The following is a 25497-nucleotide window of genomic DNA, read 5'->3' on the forward strand; positions in this document are numbered from 1 at the left end:
GACATAGTGCTCGACGTCAACTTCTTCGACGAGCTGCGCATCGGCCTCGCCACCGCTGACGACATCCGTCAGTGGTCCCACGGCGAGGTAAAGAAGCCCGAGACCATCAACTACCGCACCCTCAAGCCGGAGAAGGACGGGCTCTTCTGCGAGAAGATCTTCGGTCCGCAGCGGGACTGGGAGTGCTACTGCGGTAAGTACAAGCGGGTCCGATTCAAGGGCATCATCTGCGAGCGCTGTGGCGTCGAGGTGACCCGCTCCAAGGTTCGCCGGGAGCGGATGGGTCACATCGAGCTGGCCGCTCCGGTGACCCACATCTGGTACTTCAAGGGCGTGCCGAGCCGGCTGGGTTACCTGCTGGACCTCGCCCCGAAGGACCTCGAAAAGATCATCTACTTCGCCTCGTACGTCGTGACGAGCGTGGACGCCGAAGCGCGTCACCGCGACCTCTCGACCATCGAGAACGAGATCCTGGCCGAGAAGCGGCAGGCGGAGAACAGCCGCGACTCGGAGATCGAGAAGCGGGCCGCCAAGCTGGAGGCCGACCTGGCCGAGCTGGAGGCCGAGGGCGCGAAGGCGGACGTCCGGCGCAAGGTCAAGGAGGGCGGAGAGCGCGAGATGCGCCAGATCCGCGACCGGGCCCAGCGCGAGATCGACCGCCTCGACGAGGTCCTCGACACCTTCCGCAAGCTGGAGCCGAAGCAGCTGGTCACCGACGAGCTGCTCTACCGCGAGCTGCGCGACCGCTTCGGTGAGTACTTCACCGGCAGCATGGGCGCCGAGGCGATCAAGGCCCTGGTCCAGAACATGGACCTGGAGGCCGAGGCGGAGAACCTGCGCGAGACGATCCGCTCCGGCAAGGGCCAGCGGAAGATCCGGGCGCTCAAGCGGCTCAAGGTCGTCGCGGCGTTCCAGAACACCCGCAACTCGCCGCTCGGCATGGTGCTGGACTGCGTCCCGGTCATCCCGCCGGACCTGCGCCCGATGGTGCAGCTCGACGGTGGCCGCTTCGCGACCTCCGACCTGAACGACCTGTACCGGCGTGTGATCAACCGGAACAACCGCCTCAAGCGGCTGATCGACCTCGGCGCGCCCGAGATCATCGTCAACAACGAGAAGCGGATGCTCCAGGAGGCCGTCGACGCGCTGTTCGACAACGGCCGTCGTGGTCGTCCGGTCACCGGCCCGGGTAACCGGCCGCTGAAGTCGCTGTCCGACATGCTCAAGGGCAAGCAGGGCCGGTTCCGCCAGAACCTGCTGGGTAAGCGCGTCGACTACTCCGGCCGTTCGGTCATCGTGGTCGGCCCGAAGCTCAAGCTGCACCAGTGCGGCCTGCCCAAGCAGATGGCGCTGGAGCTGTTCAAGCCGTTCGTGATGAAGCGGCTGGTCGACCTCAACCACGCCCAGAACATCAAGTCCGCCAAGCGGATGGTCGAGCGGCAGCGGCCGGTCGTGTGGGACGTGCTGGAAGAGGTCATCGGCGAGCACCCGGTGCTGCTGAACCGTGCGCCGACCCTGCACCGTCTGGGCATCCAGGCCTTCGAGCCGCAGCTGGTCGAGGGCAAGGCCATCCAGATCCACCCGCTGGTCTGCACCGCGTTCAACGCCGACTTCGACGGTGACCAGATGGCGGTGCACGTGCCGCTGTCCGCCGAGGCCCAGGCCGAGGCGCGGATCCTGATGCTGTCGTCGAACAACATCCTCAAGCCGGCCGACGGCAAGCCGGTCACCATGCCCACCCAGGACATGGTCATCGGTCTCTACCACCTCACCCACCTCACCCCGGGTGGCAAGGGCGAGGGCCGGGCGTTCAGCTCGGACGCCGAGGCGCGGATGGCGTACGACAACGGCGAGCTGCACCTGCAGGCGCCGGTCCGGATCCGGCTGCGCGACGTGGTCGGCGTGGACAACGGCGCCGGCGCCGAGCCGTGGACCGCCCCCGAGGGGTGGACCGAGGGCGAGCCGGTGACCGTGGAGACCACGCTGGGCCGGGTCCTGTTCAACGAGACGCTGCCCCCGGGCTACCGCTTCGTGAACTACGAGATCCGCAAGGGCCAGCTCTCCGCGATCGTCAACGACCTCGCCGAGCGGTTCCCGAAGGTGGCCCTGGCGGCCACCCTGGACGGGCTCAAGGAGGCCGGTTTCCACTGGGCCACCTGGTCCGGCGTCACCATCGGCATGGAGGACGTCATCGCTCCGCCGCGCAAGCGGGAGATCCTGGAGCGGTACGAGAAGGAAGCCGACCGGATCGACAAGCAGTACCAGCGTGGTCTGATGACCGCCGAGGAGCGCCGCGGCGAGCTCATCGAGATCTGGACCAAGGCGACAAACGAGGTCGCCAAGGAGATGGACACCGCGCTGCCGCAGGAGAACCCGCTGTGGAAGATGATCAACTCGGGTGCCCGCGGTAACCTGCTCCAGCTCCGGCAGATCGCGGCGATCCGTGGTCTGGTGGCCAACCCCAAGGGCGAGATCATCCCGCGACCCATCAAGGCGTCGTACCGGGAGGGTCTGTCCGTGCTGGAGTACTTCATCTCCACGCACGGTGCCCGCAAGGGTCTCGCGGACACCGCCCTGCGTACCGCCGACTCGGGTTACCTGACCCGGCGTCTGGTGGACGTCTCGCAGGACGTCATCATCCGCGAGGAGGACTGCGGCACCGACCGCGCCATCCCGATGCAGGTCGGCGAGCGCATCGACGGCAAGCTGGTCGTGCACGAGCACGCCGAGACCAGCGTGCACGCCCGGACGCTGGCCGACGACATCAAGGGGCCGGACGGCACCGTGGTGGCGCACCGCGGCCAGGACATCAACTCGATCCTGGTGGACGCGATCGTCGCCGCCGGGACCGAGACGGTGCGGGTGCGCAGCGTGCTCACCTGCGAGTCGAAGCTGGGCGTCTGCGGTGCGTGCTACGGCCGCTCGCTGCCGACCGGCAAGACCGTGGACGTCGGCGAGGCGGTCGGCATCATCGCCGCCCAGTCGATCGGTGAGCCGGGTACGCAGCTGACGATGCGTACCTTCCACACCGGTGGTGTCGCGGGTGAGGACATCACCCAGGGTCTGCCCCGTGTCCAGGAGATCTTCGAGGCCCGGGTGCCGAAGGGTAAGGCGCCCATCGCCGACACCCCCGGCCGCATCCGGATCGAGGACGGCGAGCGGTCCCGCAAGATCGTGGTCATCCCGGACGACGGCAGCGACGAGATCGTCTACGACAAGATCTCGAAGCGGGTCCGGCTCCGGGCGCACGACGGCGACCACGTCGAGGTCGGCGAGAAGCTCACCGAGGGCACCATCGACCCGCACGAGCTGCTGCGCATCCTCGGCCCGCGCGCGGTCCAGGTCCACCTGACCCAGGAGGTCCAGGAGGTCTACCGCTCGCAGGGTGTGCTCATCCACGACAAGCACATCGAGATCATCATCCGCCAGATGCTCAAGCGGGTGACCGTGATCGACTCCGGCTCGACCGAGTTCCTGCCGGGCGTGCTTGTCGACCGGGCGCTGTTCGAGTCGGAGAACCGCCGGCTCGTCGGCGAGGGTGGCGAGCCCGCCGCCGGTCGCCCGGTGCTGATGGGTATCACCAAGGCCTCGCTGGCCACGGATTCCTGGCTGTCGGCGGCCTCCTTCCAGGAGACCACCCGGGTGCTGACGGACGCGGCGATCCACGCCCGCAGCGACTCGCTGATCGGCCTCAAGGAGAACGTGATCATCGGTAAGCTCATCCCGGCCGGTACGGGCATCAGCAAGTACCGCAACGTCCGGGTCGAGCCGACCGAGGAGGCGAAGGCCAAGGTCTACTCGATGACCGGCTACCCGGAGACCGACTACGGCTTCGGGCCGGCCAGCGGCCAGGCGGTTCCGCTGGACGACTTCGACTTCGGGTCGTACCGCTAAGCAATAGGAAACGACGAGGCCCCCGGCATCCGCCGGGGGCCTCGCCGCGTCCGCGGTGCCGGGACCGGTGCGCGGGATCCGGGGCATGATGGAGGGCATGACGACAGTGCCCGGGCCGGCGCCTGCCGTGCCGCAGGCGTACCGCCATCCGCACGATCCGGAGCCGGTCCGCTCCACCAAGGCCCGCGCCGTCTTCGCGCTCGGGCTGATCGGTGCGCTCACCGGGTTCTTCATCGGCGGCGCGGTGCCGGCGACCATCGCGCTCATGCTGGCCCGGCAGGCCCGCCGGGAGGCGTACGCCTCGGGTGGTTACCTCACCGGCGCGGACTGGCTGCGGCGCGGCGAGCAGATGGCGCGGACCGGCCTGGTGCTCACCGCCGCCGCGGTGGTCGCCGCGGTGGTGATCGGTGTGGTCCGGCACGCGGACGCCTCGTTCGGCCACGACTTCGCGCCGAACTTCGACTGACCCGGTGGGGGAGCGGGCCCGCGCCCGCCCACCCGGCCGTGATCGGCGACGGTAGCCTGGCCGGTGTCCGCCGCGCGGCGGGCGCGTGTGGACAGGAGGATCCCGTGACGGAACCGGCTGCGCCGGGAGGCGACCCGAACCGCCCCGGGCCGTACCCGCCGGGTCCCGCGTCCGCGCCCGCGCACCAACCGGCGTTCGGGGCGTACCCGGGGAGTCCGCCGGCGCACGGTGGCGGGTGGGCGGCGCCGGGGAGCGCGCCCGGCCACGGCGGCTGGGGTCCGCACGGCGGGCCGGCGCTTCCGCCGCCGCCGGCCGAGGCGCCCCGGCCGCCGAAGCGGGTCGACGCGGTGCCGGGTACGCCGTTCGGCGTGGTCCACCTCGACGTGCCGCCGGTCACCTCGGGCCTGGCCATCGGGTCGCTCGTCGCCGGGATCGCCGCGATCGGGGTGTCGCTGCTGGTGCTGTGTTTCGGCCTGGCCGGCCGAAATGTCGGCGGCGCCTGGGCGGCGGGCGCGTTCACGGTGCTCGGCGGGTTGATCGGCGTCGGTGCGGTGGTGGCCGGCCTGCTCGCCCGGCGGCAGGTCCGGCGGCAGCCGCCGCCACCGGCGGTCCGGTTCACCGGCGCCGGCCTGGCCGTGGCCGGGATCTCCTGCGGCGCGGCGGGCCTGTTGTTCGGCCTGATCGGGCTCGCGCTGGCTCTGGTGGTGCAGATCACCTGAGGTCGTGTCCGCGACGCCTGCGGCCGGTGGCCGGGGTTGAGCGGTATGTCCGGGTGCCCGAAGGCCGGGCGGTCCCGGGGCCGCCCGGCCGCGCGACGGACGAGCCGGTACACTTGTCACTGTAGGTGCCCATCACCGGCGCATCGGCGACCCGGAGGTCGGCGGCGGACCGCACAGCGGTCCTTCTCCGACCCATCCGTTTTGACCGGCGCGGCTGTGGTAGGTACTCTTTCCCCTTGTGCCCGGGCCCGCCCGGGCAATGCGTGCGTGCGCTGGAACCGGTCAGCCGGTGATCGCGCGATCGCACCACCAAGACCGAAGATCCGGTACGACGCCTCAGCGGCCGACACCGGGCCGTGACTCGGGCGACACGCCCGACCGCGGGTGCTGGGGTGCCGTCAGGCGGCCCTGGTTGGAATGTAGGAGAGCCGCCCATCCGGACGGCTGGAGCAGACGGCGCGGTCGCCTCGCAGCGGCCGAAGGGAGCGGAGAAACCCGGTGCCCACCATTCAGCAGTTGGTCCGAAAGGGCCGTCAGGCCAAGACGACCAAGACCAAGACCCCGGCGCTCAAGGGGTCTCCCCAGCGGCGCGGCGTGTGCACCCGCGTGTACACCACCACCCCGAAGAAGCCGAACTCGGCGCTGCGCAAGGTCGCTCGTGTCAAGCTCAGCAGCCAGATCGAGGTGACCGCCTACATCCCGGGCGTCGGCCACAACCTTCAGGAGCACTCGATCGTGCTCGTGCGCGGCGGTCGTGTGAAGGACCTGCCCGGCGTGCGGTACAAGATCGTGCGCGGCTCGCTGGACACCCAGGGTGTCCGCAACCGCAAGCAGGCTCGCAGCCGTTACGGCGCGAAGAAGGAGAAGAGCTGACATGCCGCGTAAGGGACCCGCTCCGCGGAAGCCGCTGGTCGCTGACCCGGTGTACAACTCGCCGCTGGTCACCCAGCTGGTGAACAAGATCCTGCTGCGCGGCAAGCGTCAGCTCGCCGAGCGCATCGTGTACGCCGCCCTGGAGGGCTGCCGCGAGAAGTCCGGCACCGACCCGGTCGTCACGCTCAAGCGCGCGATGGACAACGTCAAGCCGACCCTCGAGGTGCGCAGCCGCCGTGTCGGTGGCGCCACCTACCAGGTTCCGGTCGAGGTCCGGCCGTCCCGCGCGACCACGCTCGGTCTGCGCTGGCTGGTGACCTACTCCCGGGCCCGGCGCGAGAAGACCATGGTCGAGCGGCTGATGAACGAGCTGCTGGACGCGAGCAACGGCCTCGGCGCCGCCGTCAAGCGGCGTGAGGACACGCACAAGATGGCCGAGTCGAACAAGGCCTTCGCGCACTACCGCTGGTAACACCTGAGGTTCCGGCGCCCACCGGCGCCGGAACCGCCACCAGTTGTGTCGAGACGACGATAAGTAGGGATTGAAGTGGCCGCCGCAGACGCGCTCGCCAACGTACGCAACATCGGCATCATGGCCCACATCGATGCCGGTAAGACCACCACCACCGAGCGAATCCTGTTCTACACCGGCATCACGTACAAGATCGGTGAGGTCCACGAGGGCGCCGCCGTCATGGACTGGATGGAGCAGGAGCAGGAGCGCGGTATCACCATCACTTCCGCCGCCACCAAGTGCGAGTGGAAGGGCCACACGATCCAGATCATCGACACGCCCGGCCACGTCGACTTCACGGTCGAGGTCGAGCGGTCGCTGCGTGTTCTGGACGGTGCGGTCGCGGTCTACGACGGCGTGGCCGGCGTGGAGCCCCAGACGGAGAACGTCTGGCGGCAGGCGGACAAGTACAACGTCCCCCGGATGTGCTTCGTCAACAAGCTCGACCGGACCGGTGCCGACTTCTTCCGCTGCGTGCAGATGATGATCGACCGGCTCAACGCCACCCCGCTGGTCCTGCAGATCCCGATCGGCGCCGAGTCCGACTTCATCGGCGTGGTCGACCTGGTCGAGATGCGCGCGCTCACCTGGCGCGGCGAGACCCAGAAGGGTGAGGACTACGCGGTCGAGGAGATCCCGGCCGACCTCGCCGACTCCGCCGCCGAGTGGCGCGAGAAGCTGATGGAGACCCTCGCCGACGTCGACGACTCGGTGATGGAGAAGTACCTCGAGGGCGAGGAGATCTCGGTCGACGAGATCAAGGCCGCCATCCGCCGGGCCACCATCGCCGGCAAGGCCAACCCGGTCCTCACCGGTACCGCCTTCAAGAACAAGGGCATCCAGCCGATGCTGGACGCGGTCGTCGCGTACCTGCCCTCGCCGCTGGACATCCCGGCGATCGAGGGTACGGCCACCGACGGCGAGACCCCGCTGCAGCGGAAGCCCGCGGTCTCCGAGCCGTTCTCCGGCCTGGCCTTCAAGATCCAGACCGACAAGCACCTCGGCAAGCTGACGTACGTCCGGATCTACTCCGGCACGCTCGAGTCCGGTTCTCAGGTGATCAACTCCACCAAGGACCGCAAGGAGCGGATCGGCAAGATCTACCAGATGCACGCCAACAAGCGGGAGGAGCGCAGCTCCGCCCAGGCCGGCGACATCATCGCGGTGCAGGGTCTGAAGCAGACCACCACCGGTGACACCCTGTGCGACCCGGCGAACCCGGTCATCCTGGAGTCGATGACCTTCCCGGAGCCGGTCATCGAGGTGGCCATCGAGCCGAAGACCAAGGCCGACCAGGAGAAGCTCAGCACCGCCATCCAGCGGCTGGCCGAGGAGGACCCGACCTTCCGCGTCAAGCTGGACGACCAGACCGGTCAGACGGTCATCTCCGGCATGGGCGAGCTGCACCTGGACATCCTGGTCGACCGGATGCGCCGCGAGTTCAACGTCGAGGCGAACATCGGCAAGCCGCAGGTGGCGTACCGCGAGACCATCCGCCGCAAGGTGGAGAAGGTCGAGTACACCCACAAGAAGCAGACCGGTGGTTCCGGCCAGTACGCCCGCGTGATCATCAGCGTGGAGCCGCTGCCGCTCGGCAACGACGCCCCGACCTACGAGTTCGCCAACGCGGTGACCGGTGGCCGCATCCCCCGGGAGTTCATCCCCTCGGTGGACGCGGGTGCGCAGGACGCCATGCAGTACGGCATCCTCGCCGGCTTCCCCCTGGTGGGCGTCAAGCTCACCCTGGTGGACGGCCAGTACCACGAGGTCGACTCGTCGGAGATGGCGTTCAAGATCGCCGGCTCGATGGCGATGAAGGAGGCGGCCCGCAAGGCCGACCCCGCTCTCCTCGAGCCGATGATGGCCGTTGAAGTCACCACTCCTGAGGAGAACATGGGTGACGTCATCGGCGACCTCAACTCCCGGCGTGGCATCATCCAGGCGATGGAGGAGCGCAGCGGCGCTCGCGTCGTCCGGGCTCTGGTGCCGCTGTCGGAGATGTTCGGCTACGTCGGCGACCTGCGGTCGAAGACCCAGGGCCGGGCTAGCTACAGCATGCAGTTCGACTCCTACGCCGAGGTTCCGAACTCGGTGGCCAAGGAGATCATCGCCAAGGCGACGGGTGAGTGACACTCACCCTCGGCTGATCCGATGACACGGGGGCGGTCGCGGGAGGGTTCTCCCGCCCGCGGCCACCTCGATCGGATTGCGTGAGACCGGGCCTGTAGGCTTCATCGCCGCAGAACCCACAAAAGCTCTCCGGCCTTCCGGCCGGAAAGGCTGTCGACAGAGTCCTAAGCGCCGAACGGCGCGCCGGGGCGAACGAACCAAGAAAGTCCACAGGAGGACCCAGTGGCGAAGGCGAAGTTCGAGCGGACTAAGCCGCACGTCAACATCGGCACCATTGGTCACATCGACCACGGTAAGACGACGCTGACGGCGGCCATCACCAAGGTCCTGCACGACCAGTACCCGGACCTGAACCCGTACACGCCGTTCGACGAGATCGACAAGGCGCCGGAGGAGAAGGCCCGCGGCATCACGATCTCCATCGCGCACGTCGAGTACCAGACCGAGGCGCGTCACTACGCGCACGTCGACTGCCCCGGTCACGCCGACTACATCAAGAACATGATCACCGGTGCCGCGCAGATGGACGGCGCGATCCTGGTGGTGGCGGCGACCGACGGCCCGATGCCGCAGACCCGCGAGCACGTGCTGCTGGCCCGTCAGGTCGGTGTGCCGTACATCGTCGTGGCGCTCAACAAGAGCGACATGGTCGACGACGAGGAGCTCCTGGAGCTCGTCGAGCTCGAGGTCCGCGAGCTGCTCTCCTCGCAGGAGTACCCGGGTGACGACCTGCCGGTCGTGCGGGTCTCGGCGCTGAAGGCCCTGGAGGGCGACCCGGAGTGGACCGGGAAGCTCCTGGACCTGATGAACGCCGTGGACACCGCGATCCCGCAGCCGGAGCGCGAGACCGAGAAGCCGTTCCTCATGCCCATCGAGGACGTCTTCACGATCACCGGCCGCGGCACCGTGGTCACCGGTCGCGCCGAGCGCGGCATCCTCAAGCCGAACGAGGAGGTGGAGATCGTCGGCATCCGTGAGAAGTCGATGAAGACCACCTGCACCGGCATCGAGATGTTCCGCAAGCTGCTCGACGAGGCCCGCGCGGGTGAGAACGTCGGTCTGCTGCTGCGTGGCATCAAGCGCGAGGACGTCGAGCGCGGCATGGTCGTCATCAAGCCGGGCACCACGACCCCGCACACGGAGTTCGAGGCGACGGTCTACATCCTCTCCAAGGAGGAGGGCGGCCGGCACACCCCGTTCTTCCAGAACTACCGCCCGCAGTTCTACTTCCGGACCACGGACGTCACCGGCGTCGTCACGCTGCCCGAGGGCACCGAGATGGTCATGCCGGGCGACAACACCTCGATGACGGTGAAGCTGATCCAGCCCATCGCCATGGAGGAGAACCTGAAGTTCGCGATCCGCGAGGGTGGTCGTACGGTTGGCGCGGGTCGCGTCACCAAGATCATCAAGTGAGCTGGGTAACCCCGATTAGCGTCGCCGCCGGTAGTGCGGCATACTAGTCAGGTTGCGTAACGACAGTCGGTCGCCTGCGTCCGGTTAACGCTGGACCTCCGGGAGTCAGACTGTCTCGCGTAGGGTGGTTGATCGCCATCGGCGGTCAACCACCCTCGCGCGGCGTCCAGGTCGCGGTCCCCGCGATCGGCGCCATGACCCACCGCGTGGTCAGAGAATCGCTCCGGAGTCCCGGGGCGGAGCCTGGCCCACGGGCGCGACACGCCCGACCGCGGGGGTCGGCGGAAGTGGGCCTGTGCCAGCCGGTGCAGGCGCCCGCAACACAGCGGCATCGAGAGAAGGAACAGAAGCCACCATGGCGGGACAGAAGATCCGCATCCGGCTCAAGGCCTATGACCACGAGGTCGTCGACTCCTCGGCTCGGAAGATCGTCGAGACGGTGACGCGTACCGGGGCGCAGGTCGCTGGCCCGGTGCCGCTGCCCACGGAGATCAACCGTTTCTGCGTCATCCGCTCGCCGCACAAGTACAAGGACTCGCGCGAGCACTTCGAGATGCGTACGCACAAGCGTCTGATCGACATCATCGACCCGACCCCGAAGACGGTCGACTCGCTCATGCGCCTCGACCTGCCGGCTGGCGTCGACATCGAGATCAAGCTGTAGGGACCGGACAAATGGACAGGCAAGTCAAGGGGATCCTGGGCGCCAAGCTCGGCATGACCCAGGTCTGGGACAACAACAAGGTTGTGCCCGTGACCGTGGTTCAGGCCGGCCCGTGCGTCGTGAGCCAGGTTCGTAGCGCCGACAAGGACGGCTACTCCGCGGTCCAGCTGGCGTACGGGGTCATCGACCCGCGCAAGGTCAAGAAGCCGCTCGCCGGGCACTACGCCAAGGCGGACGTCGCGCCGCGCCGGCACATCGTCGAGCTGCGCACCTCCGACGCCGCGGACTACGCGCCGGGCCACGAGGTCACGGTCGAGGAGTTCCCGGCCGGCGTCGTGATCGACGTGACCGGAAAGACCAAGGGCAAGGGCTACGCCGGCCCGATGAAGCGGCACGGCTTCCACGGCCTGCGCGCCAGCCACGGTGTCGAGCGCAAGCACCGCTCGCCCGGCTCGATCGGCGCCTGCGCGACCCCGGGTCGCGTCTTCAAGGGCACCCGGATGGCGGGCCGGATGGGTGGCGTGCGCTACACCGTCCAGAACCTGACCGTCCAGGCGGTCGACACCGAGAACAACCTCCTGCTCGTCCGCGGTGCCATCCCCGGCCCGAAGGGCGCGCTGGTCCTGGTCCGCACCGCGGCCAAGGCGAAGGTGAAGAAGGGCGGTGCGGCCAAGTGACCACCGTTGACGTCATCAACGTCGAAGGCGCCAAGAGCGGCTCCGTCGAGCTGCCGGCCGACATCTTCGACGCGCAGGCCAACATCGCCCTGATGCACCAGGTCGTGGTGGCCCAGCTCGCGGCGGCCCGTCAGGGTACGCACAAGACGAAGACCCGCGGCGAGGTCTCCGGTGGAGGCAAGAAGCCGTACAAGCAGAAGGGCACCGGTCGTGCCCGCCAGGGCTCGACCCGCGCGCCGCAGTTCGCCGGCGGTGGCGTGGTCCACGGCCCGGTGCCGCGCGACTACAGCCAGCGCACCCCGAAGAAGATGAAGGCCGCCGCCCTGCGTGGCGCCCTCTCCGACCGGGCCCGCGCCGGCCAGGTGCACGTCGTCGAGGCGTTCGTCTCCGGCGAGAAGCCGTCCACCAAGGCGGCCCTGGCCACGCTGACCAAGCTCACCGAGGCCCGTCGGGTCCTGGTCGTGCTGAGCAGCACCGACGAGCTGAACTGGGTGTCGCTGCGGAACCTGCGCAACGCGCGGGACAGCCGGGTGCACCTGATCGAGGCCGGCCAGCTCAACACCTACGACGTGCTGGTGGCCGACGACGTGGTCTTCACGAAGGAGGCCCTGGACGAGTTCCTGGGCGTGCCCGCCGAGACCACCGAGGAGGATGGCAAGTGAGCACGATCGCCGATCCGCGTGACGTCATCGTCGCGCCGGTCGTCTCGGAGAAGAGCTACAGCGAGCTGAACCGCAACTGGTACACCTTCCTGGTGCACCCGGACGCCAACAAGACCGAGATCAAGATCGCTATCCAGCAGATCTTCAACGTCCGCGTCCTGACGGTCAACACGCTCAACCGCGAGGGCAAGCGCAAGCGGACCCGTACCGGGTTCGGCAAGCGCAAGGACACCAAGCGCGCGATGGTGAAGCTGGCTGACGGTGACCGTATCGAGGCCTTCGGCGGCCCGGTCAGCTGAGGGGTGTAGACAATGGCTATCCGTAAGTACAAGCCGACGACGCCGGGCCGGCGTGGCTCGAGCGTTGCCGACTTCGCCGAGATCACCCGGTCGACGCCGGAGAAGTCGCTGCTGGCTCCGCTGCCGAAGAAGGGCGGACGCAACGCCCACGGCCGGATCACCACGCGGCACCACGGTGGCGGCCACAAGCGCCAGTACCGTCTGATCGACTTCAAGCGGGTCGACAAGGACGGCGTGCCGGCGAAGGTCGCTCACATCGAGTACGACCCGAACCGCACCGCGCGCATCGCGCTGCTGCACTACGCCGACGGCGAGAAGCGCTACATCATCGCGCCGAAGGACCTGAAGCAGGGCGACCGCGTCGAGTCCGGTCCGGGCGCCGACATCAAGCCGGGCAACAACCTGCCGCTGCGCAACATCCCGGTCGGTACCACCATCCACAACGTGGAGCTGCGCCCGGGCGGCGGCGCCAAGCTGGCCCGCTCGGCCGGCGTCGGCATCCAGCTGCTCGGCCGTGAGGGCGCGTACGCGACCCTGCGTATGCCGTCCGGTGAGATCCGGCGTGTGGACGTGCGCTGCCGCGCCAGCATCGGCGAGATCGGCAACGCCGACCAGTCGAACATCAACTGGGGTAAGGCCGGCCGGATGCGGTGGAAGGGCAAGCGCCCGACCGTCCGTGGTGTCGCCATGAACCCGGTCGACCACCCGCACGGTGGTGGTGAGGGTAAGACCTCCGGTGGTCGCCACCCGGTCAACCCGCAGGGTAAGCCCGAGGGCCGCACCCGTCGTAAGGGCCAGCCGAGCGACCGGCTGATCGTCCGCCGCCGCTACGCCACGCGTAAGCGCGGCTGAGGGAGATAAGACATGCCTCGCAGCCTGAAGAAGGGCCCGTTCGTCGACGACCACCTGCTCAAGAAGGTGGAGACGCAGAACGACAAGGGCTCGAAGAACGTCATCAAGACCTGGTCGCGCCGCTCGACGATCATCCCGGAGATGCTGGGTCACACGATCGCCGTGCACGACGGACGTAAGCACGTCCCGGTCTTCGTGACCGAGGCCATGGTCGGGCACAAGCTCGGCGAGTTCGCGCTGACCCGCACGTTCAAGGGTCACGAGAAGGACGACCGGAAGAGCCGCCGGCGCTGACGCCGCGGGCATACGGATAGAGGAACAAGGGGTTACAGCGATGCCAGGAAAGGGCGACGCTCCGGTGCTTCCGGGCGCGCGGGCGGTTGCGCGGCACGTGCGCATCTCGCCGATGAAGGCGCGCCGGGTGGTCAACCTCGTCCGCGGCCTGCCCGCGAAGGAGGCGCTCACGGTGCTGCAGTTCGCGCCGCAGGCTGCGAGCGAGCAGGTGTACAAGGTGCTCGCGAGCGCGATCGCCAACGCGGAGAACAACGAGCGGCTGGACCCCGACGCGCTGCTCGTCAGCGAGGCGTTCGTCGACGAGGGCCCGACCATGAAGCGGTTCCGGCCGCGGGCGCAGGGCCGGGCGTACCGGATCCGCAAGCGCACGTGCCACATCACCGTGGCGGTCGAGGCGGTCGCGGCGGCCACGCCGAAGAAGTCGGCTAAGAAGGCCGCTCCGGCCAAGCCGGCGGCTGAGGAGCAGAGCACGACGGAGGGTGCCGAGTAATGGGTCAGAAGGTTCACCCGACCGGGTTCCGGCTCGGCATCTCGACCGACTGGAAGTCCCGCTGGTTCGCGGACAAGCTCTACAAGGACTACATCGGCGAGGACGTCAAGATCCGCCGGATGATGTCCAAGGGCCTTGAGCGCGCCGGCATCTCCAAGGTCGACATCGAGCGCACCCGCGACCGGGTCCGCGTCGACATCCACACCGCCCGGCCGGGCATCGTCATCGGCCGTAAGGGTGCGGAGGCCGACCGGATCCGCGGCGAGCTGGAGAAGCTCACCGGCAAGCAGGTCCAGCTGAACATCATCGAGGTCAAGAACCCCGAGTCGGACGCGCAGCTGGTCGCCCAGGGCGTCGCCGAGCAGCTCTCCAGCCGGGTCAGCTTCCGTCGGGCCATGCGCAAGGCGATGCAGTCCGCGATGAAGAACCCGGCCTGCAAGGGCATCCGGGTTCAGGTCTCGGGCCGTCTCGGCGGCGCCGAGATGAGCCGGACCGAGTTCTACCGCGAGGGCCGGGTTCCGCTGCACACGCTGCGGGCCAACATCGAGTACGGCTTCTTCGAGGCCCGTACCACCTTCGGCCGGATCGGCGTGAAGGTCTGGATCTACAAGGGCGACGCCGTCCCGGGCCGCGAGGCCCCGGCCGAGGCCGCCCCGTCGCGCGGCCCGCGCCGTGACCGTGGCGACCGGCCGGACCGGCCGCGCCGTGGCCGCTCGGGCTCGTCCGGTACGACCGCCGGTGGCACCGAGGCCGGCCGGGCTGCCGCGACCACCATCGCGCAGCAGGCGGAGACGCCGGCCGGTGACCCGGTCGACGCCGGCGCCGTGGCGGCAGCCGCGACCCAGCCGGCAGAACAGCAGCAGGAGGGCTGACAGATGCTGATGCCGCGCAAGCCCCCGAAGGGCTTCCGCAAGCCGCACCACCCGGACCGCAGTGGCGCGTCCAAGGGTGGTAACCGGGTGGTGTTCGGCGAGTTCGGGATCCAGGCTCTCGAGCCGGCGTACGTGACCAACCGCCAGATCGAGTCGGCGCGTATCGCGATGACCCGCCACATCAAGCGTGGTGGCAAGGTCTGGATCACGATCTTCCCGGACCAGGCCCTCACCAAGAAGCCGGCCGAGACCCGGATGGGTTCCGGTAAGGGTTCGCCCGAGTGGTGGGTCGCCAACGTCAAGCCGGGGCGGGTCCTCTTCGAGATGTCCTTCCCCAACGAGCAGATCGCGCGAGAGGCGATGCGTCGCGCGATCCACAAGCTCCCGATGAAGTGCCGCATTGTTACGCGCGAAGTGGGTGAATCCTGATGGCAGCGGGCGTCAAGTCCTCCGAGCTGCGTGAGCTCTCCGAAGAGGAGCTGGTCACGAAGCTGCGCGAGGCGAAGGCGGAGCTGTTCAACCTCCGCGTGCAGGCCGCAACCGGGCAGCTGGACAACAACCGGCGGCTGCAGGTCATCCGTCGGGAGATCGCCCGGATCTACACGATCATGCGTGAGCGTGAGCTGGGTCTCTCGGCCGCGCCGACTGAGGTGACTGCATCATGAGTGAGAACACCACCGCCCCCGCGCGGGCCCGCCGCAAGGTTCGTGAGGGCCTCGTGGTCAGCGACAAGATGGACAAGACCGTCGTGGTCGAGGTCGAGGACCGGGTCAAGCACGCGCTGTACGGCAAGATCATGCGTCGTACGCGCAAGCTGAAGGTCCACGACGAGCAGAACGCGGCCGGCATCGGCGACCGTGTCCTGATCATGGAGACCCGGCCGCTGTCCGCCACCAAGCGCTGGCGGATCGTGGAGATCCTCGAGAAGGCCAAGTAGCGAAGGCTCGAGCTCGGCCGGTCTCGGTCGGGCGCAGGTTCCGCCAGGCTCCGGCCGCCCCGAGCGGCCGGAGAACCGGCAGACATAGGAGATAGACGTGATTCAGCAGGAGTCGCGACTGCGCGTCGCCGACAACACGGGTGCCCGGGAGATCCTGTGCATCCGGGTGCTCGGCGGCTCCGGTCGGCGCTACGCGAGCATCGGCGACGTCATCGTGGCCACCGTCAAGGACGCGATCCCCGGTGCCGGTGTGAAGAAGGGCGACGTCGTCAAGGCCGTCGTCGTTCGGACCGCCAAGGAGAAGCGGCGGCCGGACGGGTCGTACATCCGCTTCGACGAGAACGCCGCCGTCATCATCAAGGACGGTGGGGACCCGCGCGGTACCCGCATCTTCGGCCCGGTGGGCCGGGAGCTGCGGGACAAGCGGTTCATGAAGATCATCTCTCTCGCGCCGGAGGTGTTGTGACCGTGAAGGTCAAGAAGGGCGACACGGTCGTCGTCATCGCCGGCAAGGACAAGGGTGCCAAGGGCAAGGTCATCGCGGCCTACCCGCGGCAGGACAAGGTCCTGGTCGAGGGCGTGAACCGGGTCAAGAAGCACACCCGCATCAGCACCACCCAGCGTGGCGCCAAGACCGGTGGCATCGTCACCCAGGAGGCCCCGATCCACGTCTCGAACGTGATGGTCCTGGACTCCGACGGCAAGCCGACCCGCGTCGGCTACCGGATCGACGACAACGGCCAGAAGGTCCGCATCGCGCGTAGCACCGGTAAGGACCTCTGATGACCACGGCTACCGAAACCAAGACCCTGCCGCGCCTCAAGGAGCGGTACCGCAACGAGATCGTGGGCGAGCTGCAGAAGCAGTTCGAGTTCGCCAACCCGATGCAGGTGCCGCGGCTGGTCAAGATCGTCGTCAACATGGGTGTCGGCGAGGCCGCTCGCGACGCCAAGCTGATCGACGGGGCCGTCCGCGACCTGGCCACCATCACCGGCCAGAAGCCGCAGGTCCGGCGGGCCACCAAGTCCATCGCGCAGTTCAAGCTCCGCGAGGGCATGCCGATCGGCGCGAAGGTCACCCTCCGCGGCGACCGGATGTGGGAGTTCCTGGACCGGCTGCTCTCGATCGCGCTGCCGCGTATCCGTGACTTCCGCGGCCTGGACGGGCGCAAGCTCGACGGGCACGGCAACTACACGTTCGGTCTGACCGAGCAGTCGGTGTTCCACGAGATCGACCAGGACAAGATCGATCGCCAGCGGGGCATGGACATCACGGTGGTCACGACCGCCACGACCGACGACGAGGGCCGGGCGCTGCTCAAGCTCCTGGGCTTCCCGTTCAAGGAGAACTGAGATGGCCAAGAAGGCGCTGATCCTCAAGGCGGCCGCGAAGCCGAAGTTCTCGGTTCGCGCGTACACCCGCTGCCAGCGGTGCGGGCGTCCGAAGGCGGTCTACCGCAAGTTCGGTCTCTGCCGGGTGTGCATCCGGGAGATGGCCCACCGCGGTGAGCTGCCCGGCGTGTCCAAGGCTTCCTGGTAATAGCCCGGCGCGCTCCGGCGCGTCAGCTGAACTGTCTCTTCGCCGTAGGCCCCGGGCCTGGCCCGGGGAACCCCGGCGAGAAAGGTTGACGAGTTTTCATGACGATGACCGACCCGATCGCAGACATGCTCACGCGTCTGCGTAACGCCAACCAGGCGTACCACGACCGGGTGACGATGCCGTACTCGAAGATCAAGGCGAACATCGCCGAGGTCCTCAAGGCCGAGGGCTACATCGCCACCTGGTCGGTCGAGGAGCCCGAGGAGGGCGCCGTCGGCAAGCGACTGGTCGTCGAGCTGAAGTACGGCCAGAACCGCGAGCGGAGCCTGGCCGGCATCAAGCGCGTGTCCAAGCCCGGCCTCCGGGTGTACGCCAAGTCGGACGGGCTCCCGCGGGTGCTCGGTGGACTGGGCGTGGCGATCATTTCGACGTCCCAGGGGCTGCTCACCGACCGGCAGGCCCGCAAGCGGAGCGTTGGCGGGGAAGTCCTCGCCTTCGTCTGGTAACGGGAGACAGGTAGAAATGTCGCGTATTGGACGTAAGTCGATCCCGGTACCTGCCGGCGTCGACATCACGATCGACGGCCGGACCGTCAAGGTCAAGGGCCCCAAGGGCGAGCTGAGCCACGTGCTGGCCGAGCCGATCACGGCGGAGCGGGGCGAGGACGGCGAGCTGCACGTCAACCGGCCCAACGACGAGCGCAAGGCCAAGGAGCTGCACGGCCTGAGCCGTACGCTGGTGGCCAACATGATCGTCGGGGTCACCGAGGGCTACCGCAAGAGCCTGGAGATCGCCGGCACCGGTTACCGCGTGACCGCCAAGGGCAAGGACCTGGAGTTCGCGCTCGGGTTCTCGCACCCGGTCCTCGTGCCGGCGCCGGACGGCATCACCTTCACCGTCGAGAAGCCGACGCTGTTCCACGTCGCCGGCATCGACAAGCAGCAGGTCGGTGAGGTCGCCGCCAACATCCGGAAGATCCGTCCGCCGGAGCCCTACAAGGGCAAGGGCGTGAAGTACCAGGGCGAGGTCATCCGCCGCAAGGCTGGAAAGGCAGGTAAGAAGTGAGCGCCACGCTGCTCAAGCGCCGCCGCGGCGTCGCCGCCAAGCGTGCCGTCGGGCGTGCGCGTCGGCACTTCCGGGTCCGCAAGAACGTCAGCGGCACCGCCGACCGTCCCCGCCTCGTCGTCACCCGCTCCCTGCGGCACATGGTGGCCCAGGTCGTGGACGACACCAAGGGTCACACCCTGGCGTCGGCCTCGACCATGGACGCCTCGCTGCGCGGCGCCGAGGGCGACAAGAGCGCCCTGGCCGGCAAGGTCGGCGCCCTGCTCGCCGAGCGTGCCAAGGCCGCCGGCGTCTCGAAGGTCGTCTTCGACCGCGGTGGCAACCGGTACGCGGGGCGTGTCGCCGCGCTCGCCGACGCCGCCCGCGAAGCCGGGCTCGAGTTCTAGAAACCCCGTCACGAGAGAGAAGGAAGGCTGCTGATGCCAGGTCAACAGCGCCGTGGCGGCGGGTCCGGTGGCAACGAGGGTGGTCGCCGCGACAACCGCCGTGAGGGCGGCCGCGGAAACGCGCCCGTCGAGAAGACCCCGCACCTCGAGCGGGTCGTCGCGATCAACCGCGTCGCCAAGGTCGTGAAGGGTGGTCGTCGCTTCAGCTTCACCGCCCTCGTGATCGTGGGCGACGGCGACGGCACCGTCGGTGTGGGCTACGGAAAGGCCAAGGAGGTGCCCGCGGCGATCGCCAAGGGTGTCGAGGAGGCCAAGAAGCACTTCTTCAAGGTGCCGCGGATCGGCCAGTCGATCCCGCACCCGGTCACGGGCGAGGACGCCGCCGGTGTGGTGCTGCTCAAGCCGGCCTCCGCCGGTACGGGTGTCATCGCCGGTGGCCCGGTGCGTGCCGTGCTGGAGTGCGCGGGCATCCACGACGTGCTCTCCAAGAGCCTCGGCTCGTCCAACCCGATCAACATCGTGCACGCCACGGTGGCGGCCCTGAAGGGGCTCGAGTCCCCGGAGCAGGTCGCGGCCCGTCGTGGTCTGCCGGTCGAGGACGTCGCGCCGGCCGCCATGCTGGCGTCGCGGGCGGGGGTGGCGTCCTGATGGCACGCCTGAAGGTCACCCAGGTCCGGTCCGAGATCGGGACCAAGAAGAACCAGCGTGACTCGCTGCGTTCGCTCGGTCTCAAGCGGATCAACGACGTGGTGGTCAAGGAGGACCGGCCGGAGATCCGCGGCATGATCTTCACGGTCAACCACCTCGTGAAGGTCGAGGAGGTCGAGTAATGACGATCAAGGTGCACCACCTGCGTCCGGCTCCGGGTGCCAAGACCGACAAGACCCGTGTGGGTCGCGGTGAGGGCTCGAAGGGCAAGACCGCCGGTCGCGGTACCAAGGGTTCCAAGGCCCGGAAGAACATCTCGCCGGCGTTCGAGGGTGGGCAGATGCCCATCCACATGCGCCTGCCGAAGATGAAGGGCTTCAAGAACAAGTTCAAGGTCGTGTTCCAGGTGGTCAACCTGGACCGGCTGGCCGAGCTGTTCCCGAACGGCGGCCAGGTCGGCCCGGTCGAGCTGGTCGAGGCCGGGGCGGTCCGCAAGGGTCACCCGGTCAAGGTGCTCGGCACGGGCGACCTCGGTGGCGTGTCTCTCCAGGTCTCGGCGCACGCGTTCAGCGCGTCGGCCAAGGAGAAGATCACCGCCGCCGGTGGCTCGGTCACGGAGCTGTAAGGCGATGTCCACGGCGCCCGCTCAGTTGTTCGCAACTGGGCGGGCGCCATGGTCTACCGGCCACGTGTGCGCCGGGTAACATCGGATTCGGTTTATGTAGCCGGGCACATCTGCCCGGACCGGGGCCGGGCTGTTAGAGTCCGTTCCCAGCCATGGATACCGGACACTCCGTCCGGCACCACCCCGCCCCGCCAGGGATTCGTCACCGGCGGCCCGCGTCGCGCAGGAGGAAGAAGTTGCTGTCCGCCTTTCTCAGTGCGTTCCGTACGCCTGACCTGCGCAAGAAGCTGCTGTTCACAGTAGGCATCATCGCGGTCTACCGGCTGGGCGCCACGCTGCCCAGCCCGGGCGTCTCGTACGGAAACGTGCAGAAGTGCCTCGACACGATCCAGGGCGGCAGCACTGGCGTGCTGAACCTGCTGGATCTCTTCTCCGGTGGCGCTCTGCTCCAGCTCTCGGTCTTCGCGCTGGGCATCATGCCCTACATCACCGCGTCGATCATCCTGCAGCTGCTGACGGTGGTGATCCCGCGCCTGGAGCAGCTCCGCAAGGAGGGCCAGGCCGGGCAGGCCAAGATCACGCAGTACACCCGCTACCTGACGCTGGGCCTGGGCATCCTCCAGTCCTCGGCGTTCGTGGCGCTGGCCCGCTCCGGGCAGCTGTTCAACAACCAGTGCGACCAGTTCCCGATCGTGCCCAAGGGCACCGGCATCCCGGACTGGCTGACGCTGACCATCCTGGTCATGACCATGACCGCCGGCACCGGCGTGGTGATGTGGCTGGGTGAGCTGATCACCGACCGGGGCGTCGGCAACGGCATGTCCGTGCTGATCTTCACCTCGATCGCGGCCCGGCTCCCCAGCGAGGGCTGGAAGATCAAGACCACGAAGGGCTGGGGGATGTTCCTCCTGGTCATCGCCCTGGTCCTGCTGGTCATCACCGCTGTCACCTTCATCGAGCAGGCACAGCGCCGGATCCCGGTGCAGTACGCCAAGCGCATGATCGGCCGGCGGATGTACGGCGGCACGTCCACCTACATCCCGCTCAAGGTGAACCAGGCCGGCGTCATCCCGGTCATCTTCGCCTCGTCGCTGCTCTACCTGCCTCAGCTCGCGCTGCAGTTCTTCGATCAGAACGACCCGGGCAAGGTCCAGGCGTGGATCCAGAACCACATCGTGAAGGCGAGCGCGCCGGAGCACATCGCGATCTACTTCCTGCTGATCATCTTCTTCACGTACTTCTACGTGTCGATCACGTTCAACCCGACCGAGGTCGCGGACAACATGAAGAAGTACGGCGGCTTCGTGCCGGGCATCCGCCCCGGCAAGCCGACCGCCGAGTACCTCGACTTCATCCTCAGCCGGATCACCCTGCCGGGTGCGCTCTACCTGGGCATCGTCGCTATCCTGCCGAACTTCTTCTTCATCTGGCTGGACAACCAGCAGTTCCAGAACTTCCCGTTCGGCGGCACCGCTGTGCTCATCATGGTCGGCGTCGGTCTGGAGACCGTGAAGCAGATCGAGAGCCAACTCATGCAGCGGAACTACGAAGGGTTCCTGCGGTAGATGCGACTCGTTCTGGTTGGCCCGCCGGGCGCGGGCAAAGGCACACAGGCGGAGTTCATCGCCGCGCACCTCTCGGTGCCGAAGATCTCGACCGGTGACATATTCCGGGCGAACGTCTCCCAGGGCACGCCGCTGGGCGTCGAGGCCAAGCGCTACATGGACGCGGGCAAGCTGGTCCCGGACGAGGTCACCATCAACATGGTGCGGGACCGGCTCGCCGAGCCGGACGCGAGCGAGGGCTTCCTGCTCGACGGCTTCCCGCGGACCACGCCGCAGGCCGCCGCGCTGGACAAGCTCCTCGCCGACCTCGGCACCGCGCTGGACCTGGTGCTGGAGCTCGTCGTCGACGACGACGAGGTGATCCGGCGGCTGTCCGGCCGGCGTACCTGCCGGGGCTGCGGCAAGATCTGGCACGTCGAGTTTGACGCGACCAGCCGGGAGGGCATCTGCGACCGCTGCGGCGCGGAGCTGTTCCAGCGGGACGACGACAAGCCGGAGACCATCGCGGCCCGGCTGCGGGAGTACGCCGAGAAGACCGCGCCGCTGGTCGACTACTACGGCGCCCAGGGCAAGCTGGTCGGCATCGACGCGACCGGCCCGGTGGAGGACGTCACCGTCCGCGCCATCGACGCGCTGCGTTCGTACGGCGGCTGAGGTCCCACCCACCACCCGACGGATAGAGTGCGAGCAGCGGGGTACGTGCGACGTGCCCCGCTGCTCCGCGTACGCGCGACGAAAGGTAATCACCACCATGCGCCGTCCCCAGCTGGACATCCAGCTGAAGACCCCCGAGCAGATCGAGCTGATGCGGGCCGCCGGTCTGGTCGTCGCCCGTGCCCTGCGCCGGATGCGGGAGGCGGTGGCGCCGGGCGTGTCGACGGCTGACCTGGACGCGATCGCCGAGTCGACCATCCGCGAGGCGGGTGCCGTGCCCTCGTTCAAGGGCTACCACGGCTTCCCGGCGTCGATCTGCTCCTCGGTCAACCAGCAGGTGGTGCACGCCATCCCGTCGCCCCAGCAGGTGCTGCGCGAGGGCGACCTGATCTCGATCGACTGCGGGGCGGTGCTGGACGGCTGGCACGGCGACGCGGCGGTCACGGTGCCGGTCGGCGAGGTCGACCCGGCCCTGCTGCGGATGACGGCGGTGGCCGAGGACGCCATGTGGGCCGGGATCGCCGCCGCGGCGCGTGGTGCGGCCTCCGGCAAGGGGCGGCTCACCGACATCTCCCACGCGGTCGAGAGCGCGGTCCGCAAGGGCGGCCGGTACGGCATCGTCGACGGCTACGGCGGCCACGGCATCGGCACCGAGATGCACCAGGACCCGCACGTGCTCAACCACGGGCGTCCCGGCAAGGGCCCGCGCCTCGTGCCGGGCATGGCGCTCGCGATCGAGCCGATGATCACGATGGGTTCGCCGCGTACCGTCGAACTGTCCGACGGCTGGACCGTGGTGACCCGGGACGGGTCGATGGCGGTGCACGTCGAGCACTCGATGGCGTTGCTGGACGACGGCGTGTGGGTGCTGACCGCCGAGGACGGCGGCCGGGCCCGCCTGGGCGACCTGGTGACCGCGCGGCAGACCTCCGTCGACTCCCCGGCCGCCTGACCGGCGGGTTTCGCCCGCCCGCGTGGCGGGGCACGCCGTGCCTGGCTGGCGGTCGGATGCCATGCTTGCTCCCATGGAGGAGCGCAACCGGATGCGAGCGGCCGACGTGGATCGGGAGGCCACCGCGGAGCAACTCCGGGCGGCGCTTAACGAGGGCCGGCTCGACCTGCACGAGTACGACGAGCGGCTGCGCCGGACGTACGCGTCGAAGACCTACGGCGAGCTGGACGAGCTGCTGACCGATCTGCCCGGCACCGGGCCGGCGGGGCGTCCCCTGCCGGTGCCCCGCGCGGCCGGGGAGAGCGCCGTGACGCCACCGCCGGCCGCCCCGGCCCCGGTGGACCCGGGCGGTGCGCGCGGCGCCTGGCTGCTGGGGCTCTGGGGGCCCTGGCTGAAGGTGGGCCTGATCCTCACCGCGATCTGGTTCGTATCCCAGCTCGGTGAGGGTGAGTTCGACGACTACTGGCCGCTCTGGGTGCTCGGCCCGTGGGGCGCCGTGGTGCTCTACCAGACCGCGCAGGGGCTCGCCACCGGGGTGCCGGAGCGGGACGCCGAGCGCAGGCGGCGCAAGCGGGTCGAACGGGATGCCCGGCGAGCGGCGAAGCGGGAGCTGCCCGACGCGTGACCTGCGTCATATCTGAGTCGTCCGGGTGACCGTCGCGCCGGTCGGTTTGGCGAGCGCGTGCGGGTCGGCGTACACTTTCAGATCGGCGCACAGCGTCCACTCCGCCATGCCCACCCTGCGCTTCGGTGGGAGTCGGAGCCGCGGCTGGCGCGGGTTTTCTGATCTTGGTCAGTTCACCCGTGTAAGACGTTGTGGGCCGTCCGGAGCAACCGACGTCAGGACAGCGGAGTACATGCCGAAAAAAGACGGAGCCATCGAGATCGAGGGTCGGGTCATCGAGCCCCTGCCGAACGCCATGTTCCGGGTGGAGCTCGCGAACGGCCACAAGGTGCTGGCTCACATCAGCGGCAAGATGCGGCAGCACTACATCCGCATCCTGCCGGAGGACCGGGTCGTCGTCGAACTCTCGCCGTACGACCTGACCCGCGGGCGCATCGTCTACCGCTACAAGTAAGCCTGACGGCGGCCGGGACGTTCCCGTGTCCGTCTTCGACGTCCGGGTCGCGCTGCGTCGCGTCTCCGGGCCAGATGGGAAGTAAGGCAACCGTGAAGGTCAAGCCGAGCGTCAAGAGGATCTGCAACAAGTGCCGGGTGATCCGCCGGCACGGCCGGGTCATGGTCATCTGCACCGACCCGCGCCACAAGCAGCGCCAGGGCTGACGCCCCACACATCACCAACTCGCCCCAGCCGCGGTTGGTACGCAGTGCGTACCCCTCGTGGTTGACCCCCGGTCGGAGGCCGGGGCCCGCTCGGGCAGCGACCGGTCCCGGTCGCCGGCGTCGTGGACGCCGGAAGGACAGGGACGGTCGGTAGCGGGGTGGGGCGGGTCCACACCTCCGCCACAACATCACGAGGAGTACGCCCGCACATGGCACGTCTAGTCGGCGTGGATCTCCCCCGCGAGAAGCGGATGGAGATCGCGCTCACCTACATCTTCGGGGTCGGTCGCACCCGCGCCCTGGAGACGCTCGCCGCGACCGGCATCTCGCCGGACAAGCGCGTTCGGGACCTCACGGACGAGGAGCTCGTCGAGCTCCGGAACCACATCGAGGGCAACTACAAGGTTGAGGGTGACCTGCGCCGCGAGGTCGCCGCTGACATCCGCCGCAAGGTCGAGATCGGCTGCTACGCCGGTATCCGGCACCGCCGTGGTCTGCCCGTGCGTGGCCAGCGCACCAAGACCAACGCGCGGACCCGGAAGGGCCCGAAGCGGACCGTGGCCGGCAAGAAGAAGCCCGGCAAGAAGTAACTAGGAGCGCACAGACTTATGCCACCGAAGGCTCGTGCCGGAGCCGCCGTCAAGAAGGTCCGGCGCAAGGAACGCAAGAACGTCGCCCACGGGCAGGCGCACATCAAGAGCACCTTCAACAACACCATCGTGTCCATCACGGACCCGACCGGTGCGGTCATCTCCTGGGCCTCGTCCGGCCAGGTGGGCTTCAAGGGCTCCCGCAAGTCGACTCCGTTCGCCGCGCAGCTCGCCGCCGAGGCCGCCGCGCGCCGCGCGATGGAGCACGGCATGCGCAAGGTCGACGTGTTCGTCAAGGGTCCCGGCTCCGGCCGGGAGACCGCCATCCGTTCGCTGCAGGCAGTTGGCCTCGAGGTCGGGCAGATCTCCGACGTCACGCCGCAGCCGCACAACGGTTGCCGTCCGCCGAAGCGTCGCCGGGTCTGAGAG

General features: G+C 68.7%; 36 protein-coding genes. All 36 read left to right on the forward strand.

Annotation, left to right across the window (positions count from 1 at the left end; genetic code table 11):
- Window positions 1-6: 6 nt before the first annotated feature.
- Window positions 7-3894 (forward strand): DNA-directed RNA polymerase subunit beta', encoded by a 3888-nt coding sequence (locus AB0D28_RS08240; protein WP_043328234.1) that lies wholly within the window; start codon window positions 7-9, stop codon window positions 3892-3894.
- Window positions 3895-3991: 97 nt separating this feature from the next.
- Window positions 3992-4360 carry a hypothetical protein gene (locus AB0D28_RS08245; protein ID WP_357383532.1) on the forward strand — a complete coding sequence of 123 codons (369 nt, stop codon included), beginning with the start codon at window positions 3992-3994 and terminating at the stop codon, window positions 4358-4360.
- Window positions 4361-4707: 347 nt separating this feature from the next.
- Window positions 4708-5079, forward strand: coding sequence for a hypothetical protein (locus tag AB0D28_RS08250; RefSeq protein WP_357383579.1), 372 nt, complete (start codon window positions 4708-4710; stop codon window positions 5077-5079).
- Window positions 5080-5577: 498 nt separating this feature from the next.
- Window positions 5578-5952, forward strand: a complete 375-nt coding sequence (gene rpsL / locus AB0D28_RS08255; RefSeq protein WP_007465318.1) for a 30S ribosomal protein S12 — start codon at window positions 5578-5580, stop codon at window positions 5950-5952.
- A gap of 1 nt (window position 5953) precedes the next feature.
- A complete protein-coding gene (rpsG, locus tag AB0D28_RS08260; RefSeq protein WP_013288637.1) occupies window positions 5954-6424 on the forward strand; it encodes a 30S ribosomal protein S7 in 471 nt (156 codons plus the stop codon).
- A gap of 75 nt (window positions 6425-6499) precedes the next feature.
- Window positions 6500-8596: an elongation factor G gene (gene fusA, locus AB0D28_RS08265; protein WP_357383535.1), complete on the forward strand. Its 2097-nt coding sequence runs from the start codon at window positions 6500-6502 to the stop codon at window positions 8594-8596.
- Window positions 8597-8818: 222 nt separating this feature from the next.
- Window positions 8819-10012: an elongation factor Tu gene (tuf, locus tag AB0D28_RS08270; RefSeq protein ID WP_013288635.1), complete on the forward strand. Its 1194-nt coding sequence runs from the start codon at window positions 8819-8821 to the stop codon at window positions 10010-10012.
- Between the two features lie 355 nt (window positions 10013-10367).
- Window positions 10368-10676 carry a 30S ribosomal protein S10 gene (gene rpsJ, locus AB0D28_RS08275; RefSeq protein WP_007073037.1) on the forward strand — a complete coding sequence of 103 codons (309 nt, stop codon included), beginning with the start codon at window positions 10368-10370 and terminating at the stop codon, window positions 10674-10676.
- Window positions 10677-10687: 11 nt separating this feature from the next.
- Window positions 10688-11353: a 50S ribosomal protein L3 gene (gene rplC, locus AB0D28_RS08280; RefSeq protein ID WP_357383537.1), complete on the forward strand. Its 666-nt coding sequence runs from the start codon at window positions 10688-10690 to the stop codon at window positions 11351-11353.
- On the forward strand, window positions 11350-12015 hold the full coding sequence (rplD, locus tag AB0D28_RS08285) for a 50S ribosomal protein L4 (protein WP_135242074.1): 666 nt from the start codon (window positions 11350-11352) through the stop codon (window positions 12013-12015). The genes rplC and rplD overlap by 4 nt, the downstream gene beginning before the upstream one ends.
- A complete protein-coding gene (rplW, locus tag AB0D28_RS08290) occupies window positions 12012-12314 on the forward strand; it encodes a 50S ribosomal protein L23 (RefSeq protein WP_013288632.1) in 303 nt (100 codons plus the stop codon). The genes rplD and rplW overlap by 4 nt, the downstream gene beginning before the upstream one ends.
- A gap of 12 nt (window positions 12315-12326) precedes the next feature.
- Entirely contained in the window at window positions 12327-13166 is an 840-nt protein-coding gene (gene rplB / locus AB0D28_RS08295) for a 50S ribosomal protein L2 (RefSeq protein WP_013288631.1), read from the forward strand.
- A 12-nt stretch (window positions 13167-13178) separates the two neighbouring features.
- The gene (gene rpsS / locus AB0D28_RS08300; RefSeq protein WP_007073032.1) at window positions 13179-13460 is read left to right on the forward strand and encodes a 30S ribosomal protein S19; all 282 of its coding nucleotides are present in this window, start codon (window positions 13179-13181) and stop codon (window positions 13458-13460) included.
- 40 nt (window positions 13461-13500) lie between these two features.
- Window positions 13501-13950, forward strand: a complete 450-nt coding sequence (gene rplV / locus AB0D28_RS08305) for a 50S ribosomal protein L22 (RefSeq protein WP_013288630.1) — start codon at window positions 13501-13503, stop codon at window positions 13948-13950.
- The gene (rpsC, locus tag AB0D28_RS08310) at window positions 13950-14822 is read left to right on the forward strand and encodes a 30S ribosomal protein S3 (protein WP_318335719.1); all 873 of its coding nucleotides are present in this window, start codon (window positions 13950-13952) and stop codon (window positions 14820-14822) included. Before rplV ends, rpsC begins: the two co-directional genes overlap by 1 nt.
- 3 nt (window positions 14823-14825) lie before the next feature.
- On the forward strand, window positions 14826-15251 hold the full coding sequence (gene rplP / locus AB0D28_RS08315) for a 50S ribosomal protein L16 (RefSeq protein WP_007465292.1): 426 nt from the start codon (window positions 14826-14828) through the stop codon (window positions 15249-15251).
- Window positions 15251-15487, forward strand: coding sequence for a 50S ribosomal protein L29 (rpmC, locus tag AB0D28_RS08320; RefSeq protein WP_357383541.1), 237 nt, complete (start codon window positions 15251-15253; stop codon window positions 15485-15487). The genes rplP and rpmC overlap by 1 nt, the downstream gene beginning before the upstream one ends.
- Window positions 15484-15759, forward strand: coding sequence for a 30S ribosomal protein S17 (gene rpsQ / locus AB0D28_RS08325; protein ID WP_357383543.1), 276 nt, complete (start codon window positions 15484-15486; stop codon window positions 15757-15759). The genes rpmC and rpsQ overlap by 4 nt, the downstream gene beginning before the upstream one ends.
- Window positions 15760-15856: 97 nt before the next feature.
- Complete coding sequence (gene rplN / locus AB0D28_RS08330) at window positions 15857-16225, forward strand: 50S ribosomal protein L14 (RefSeq protein WP_007073026.1); 369 nt, start codon at window positions 15857-15859, stop codon at window positions 16223-16225.
- On the forward strand, window positions 16222-16542 hold the full coding sequence (gene rplX / locus AB0D28_RS08335; protein ID WP_013288626.1) for a 50S ribosomal protein L24: 321 nt from the start codon (window positions 16222-16224) through the stop codon (window positions 16540-16542). The genes rplN and rplX overlap by 4 nt, the downstream gene beginning before the upstream one ends.
- Window positions 16542-17111 (forward strand): 50S ribosomal protein L5, encoded by a 570-nt coding sequence (rplE, locus tag AB0D28_RS08340; RefSeq protein WP_013288625.1) that lies wholly within the window; start codon window positions 16542-16544, stop codon window positions 17109-17111. The genes rplX and rplE overlap by 1 nt, the downstream gene beginning before the upstream one ends.
- A 1-nt stretch (window position 17112) precedes the next feature.
- Window positions 17113-17298 (forward strand): type Z 30S ribosomal protein S14, encoded by a 186-nt coding sequence (locus tag AB0D28_RS08345; protein WP_007073023.1) that lies wholly within the window; start codon window positions 17113-17115, stop codon window positions 17296-17298.
- A 98-nt stretch (window positions 17299-17396) separates the two neighbouring features.
- Window positions 17397-17804, forward strand: coding sequence for a 30S ribosomal protein S8 (gene rpsH, locus AB0D28_RS08350; RefSeq protein WP_013288624.1), 408 nt, complete (start codon window positions 17397-17399; stop codon window positions 17802-17804).
- Between the two features lie 16 nt (window positions 17805-17820).
- On the forward strand, window positions 17821-18363 hold the full coding sequence (gene rplF, locus AB0D28_RS08355; protein ID WP_018784558.1) for a 50S ribosomal protein L6: 543 nt from the start codon (window positions 17821-17823) through the stop codon (window positions 18361-18363).
- Window positions 18360-18749: a 50S ribosomal protein L18 gene (gene rplR, locus AB0D28_RS08360; RefSeq protein ID WP_357383547.1), complete on the forward strand. Its 390-nt coding sequence runs from the start codon at window positions 18360-18362 to the stop codon at window positions 18747-18749. Before rplF ends, rplR begins: the two co-directional genes overlap by 4 nt.
- A 33-nt stretch (window positions 18750-18782) precedes the next feature.
- Window positions 18783-19397 carry a 30S ribosomal protein S5 gene (rpsE, locus tag AB0D28_RS08365; RefSeq protein ID WP_013288621.1) on the forward strand — a complete coding sequence of 205 codons (615 nt, stop codon included), beginning with the start codon at window positions 18783-18785 and terminating at the stop codon, window positions 19395-19397.
- The gene (gene rpmD, locus AB0D28_RS08370; RefSeq protein ID WP_013473693.1) at window positions 19397-19579 is read left to right on the forward strand and encodes a 50S ribosomal protein L30; all 183 of its coding nucleotides are present in this window, start codon (window positions 19397-19399) and stop codon (window positions 19577-19579) included. The genes rpsE and rpmD overlap by 1 nt, the downstream gene beginning before the upstream one ends.
- On the forward strand, window positions 19579-20022 hold the full coding sequence (rplO, locus tag AB0D28_RS08375; protein WP_018784561.1) for a 50S ribosomal protein L15: 444 nt from the start codon (window positions 19579-19581) through the stop codon (window positions 20020-20022). Before rpmD ends, rplO begins: the two co-directional genes overlap by 1 nt.
- A 236-nt stretch (window positions 20023-20258) precedes the next feature.
- Window positions 20259-21587, forward strand: a complete 1329-nt coding sequence (secY, locus tag AB0D28_RS08380; protein WP_357383550.1) for a preprotein translocase subunit SecY — start codon at window positions 20259-20261, stop codon at window positions 21585-21587.
- On the forward strand, window positions 21588-22241 hold the full coding sequence (locus tag AB0D28_RS08385; RefSeq protein ID WP_030501603.1) for an adenylate kinase: 654 nt from the start codon (window positions 21588-21590) through the stop codon (window positions 22239-22241).
- A gap of 97 nt (window positions 22242-22338) precedes the next feature.
- Window positions 22339-23193 carry a type I methionyl aminopeptidase gene (map, locus tag AB0D28_RS08390; protein WP_357383552.1) on the forward strand — a complete coding sequence of 285 codons (855 nt, stop codon included), beginning with the start codon at window positions 22339-22341 and terminating at the stop codon, window positions 23191-23193.
- A 91-nt stretch (window positions 23194-23284) separates the two neighbouring features.
- Entirely contained in the window at window positions 23285-23818 is a 534-nt protein-coding gene (locus tag AB0D28_RS08395; RefSeq protein WP_357383581.1) for a DUF1707 domain-containing protein, read from the forward strand.
- A 232-nt stretch (window positions 23819-24050) separates the two neighbouring features.
- Window positions 24051-24272 carry a translation initiation factor IF-1 gene (infA, locus tag AB0D28_RS08400; protein ID WP_007073013.1) on the forward strand — a complete coding sequence of 74 codons (222 nt, stop codon included), beginning with the start codon at window positions 24051-24053 and terminating at the stop codon, window positions 24270-24272.
- A gap of 92 nt (window positions 24273-24364) precedes the next feature.
- Window positions 24365-24478 carry a 50S ribosomal protein L36 gene (gene rpmJ / locus AB0D28_RS08405; protein WP_012184307.1) on the forward strand — a complete coding sequence of 38 codons (114 nt, stop codon included), beginning with the start codon at window positions 24365-24367 and terminating at the stop codon, window positions 24476-24478.
- Window positions 24479-24687: 209 nt separating this feature from the next.
- On the forward strand, window positions 24688-25068 hold the full coding sequence (rpsM, locus tag AB0D28_RS08410) for a 30S ribosomal protein S13 (protein WP_013288614.1): 381 nt from the start codon (window positions 24688-24690) through the stop codon (window positions 25066-25068).
- Window positions 25069-25086: 18 nt separating this feature from the next.
- Window positions 25087-25494 carry a 30S ribosomal protein S11 gene (rpsK, locus tag AB0D28_RS08415; protein ID WP_013288613.1) on the forward strand — a complete coding sequence of 136 codons (408 nt, stop codon included), beginning with the start codon at window positions 25087-25089 and terminating at the stop codon, window positions 25492-25494.
- Window positions 25495-25497 lie beyond the last annotated feature (3 nt).

The sequence above is a fragment of the Micromonospora sp. NPDC048169 genome (assembly GCF_040652815.1).
Lineage (GTDB): Bacteria > Actinomycetota > Actinomycetes > Mycobacteriales > Micromonosporaceae > Micromonospora.

What these genes read in the sequence shown, in the direction of transcription:
- rpmD (WP_013473693.1), top strand. Translation starts at nt 19,397, where the DNA reads ATGGCACGCCTGAAGGTCACCCAGGTCCGGTCCGAGATCGGGACCAAG.
- rpsJ (WP_007073037.1), top strand. Translation starts at nt 10,368, where the DNA reads ATGGCGGGACAGAAGATCCGCATCCGGCTCAAGGCCTATGACCACGAG.
- rpsS (WP_007073032.1), top strand. Translation starts at nt 13,179, where the DNA reads ATGCCTCGCAGCCTGAAGAAGGGCCCGTTCGTCGACGACCACCTGCTC.
- map (WP_357383552.1), top strand. Translation starts at nt 22,339, where the DNA reads ATGCGCCGTCCCCAGCTGGACATCCAGCTGAAGACCCCCGAGCAGATC.
- rpsQ (WP_357383543.1), top strand. Translation starts at nt 15,484, where the DNA reads ATGAGTGAGAACACCACCGCCCCCGCGCGGGCCCGCCGCAAGGTTCGT.
- AB0D28_RS08245 (WP_357383532.1), top strand. Translation starts at nt 3,992, where the DNA reads ATGACGACAGTGCCCGGGCCGGCGCCTGCCGTGCCGCAGGCGTACCGC.
- rpsH (WP_013288624.1), top strand. Translation starts at nt 17,397, where the DNA reads ATGACGATGACCGACCCGATCGCAGACATGCTCACGCGTCTGCGTAAC.
- rplO (WP_018784561.1), top strand. Translation starts at nt 19,579, where the DNA reads ATGACGATCAAGGTGCACCACCTGCGTCCGGCTCCGGGTGCCAAGACC.
- rplP (WP_007465292.1), top strand. Translation starts at nt 14,826, where the DNA reads ATGCTGATGCCGCGCAAGCCCCCGAAGGGCTTCCGCAAGCCGCACCAC.
- rplB (WP_013288631.1), top strand. Translation starts at nt 12,327, where the DNA reads ATGGCTATCCGTAAGTACAAGCCGACGACGCCGGGCCGGCGTGGCTCG.
- rplF (WP_018784558.1), top strand. Translation starts at nt 17,821, where the DNA reads ATGTCGCGTATTGGACGTAAGTCGATCCCGGTACCTGCCGGCGTCGAC.
- rpsC (WP_318335719.1), top strand. Translation starts at nt 13,950, where the DNA reads ATGGGTCAGAAGGTTCACCCGACCGGGTTCCGGCTCGGCATCTCGACC.
- AB0D28_RS08385 (WP_030501603.1), top strand. Translation starts at nt 21,588, where the DNA reads ATGCGACTCGTTCTGGTTGGCCCGCCGGGCGCGGGCAAAGGCACACAG.
- rpsG (WP_013288637.1), top strand. Translation starts at nt 5,954, where the DNA reads ATGCCGCGTAAGGGACCCGCTCCGCGGAAGCCGCTGGTCGCTGACCCG.
- rpsK (WP_013288613.1), top strand. Translation starts at nt 25,087, where the DNA reads ATGCCACCGAAGGCTCGTGCCGGAGCCGCCGTCAAGAAGGTCCGGCGC.
- rplV (WP_013288630.1), top strand. Translation starts at nt 13,501, where the DNA reads ATGCCAGGAAAGGGCGACGCTCCGGTGCTTCCGGGCGCGCGGGCGGTT.
- rplE (WP_013288625.1), top strand. Translation starts at nt 16,542, where the DNA reads ATGACCACGGCTACCGAAACCAAGACCCTGCCGCGCCTCAAGGAGCGG.
- rpsE (WP_013288621.1), top strand. Translation starts at nt 18,783, where the DNA reads ATGCCAGGTCAACAGCGCCGTGGCGGCGGGTCCGGTGGCAACGAGGGT.
- rpsM (WP_013288614.1), top strand. Translation starts at nt 24,688, where the DNA reads ATGGCACGTCTAGTCGGCGTGGATCTCCCCCGCGAGAAGCGGATGGAG.
- rplC (WP_357383537.1), top strand. Translation starts at nt 10,688, where the DNA reads ATGGACAGGCAAGTCAAGGGGATCCTGGGCGCCAAGCTCGGCATGACC.
- infA (WP_007073013.1), top strand. Translation starts at nt 24,051, where the DNA reads ATGCCGAAAAAAGACGGAGCCATCGAGATCGAGGGTCGGGTCATCGAG.
- rpmC (WP_357383541.1), top strand. Translation starts at nt 15,251, where the DNA reads ATGGCAGCGGGCGTCAAGTCCTCCGAGCTGCGTGAGCTCTCCGAAGAG.
- AB0D28_RS08345 (WP_007073023.1), top strand. Translation starts at nt 17,113, where the DNA reads ATGGCCAAGAAGGCGCTGATCCTCAAGGCGGCCGCGAAGCCGAAGTTC.
- AB0D28_RS08395 (WP_357383581.1), top strand. Translation starts at nt 23,285, where the DNA reads ATGCGAGCGGCCGACGTGGATCGGGAGGCCACCGCGGAGCAACTCCGG.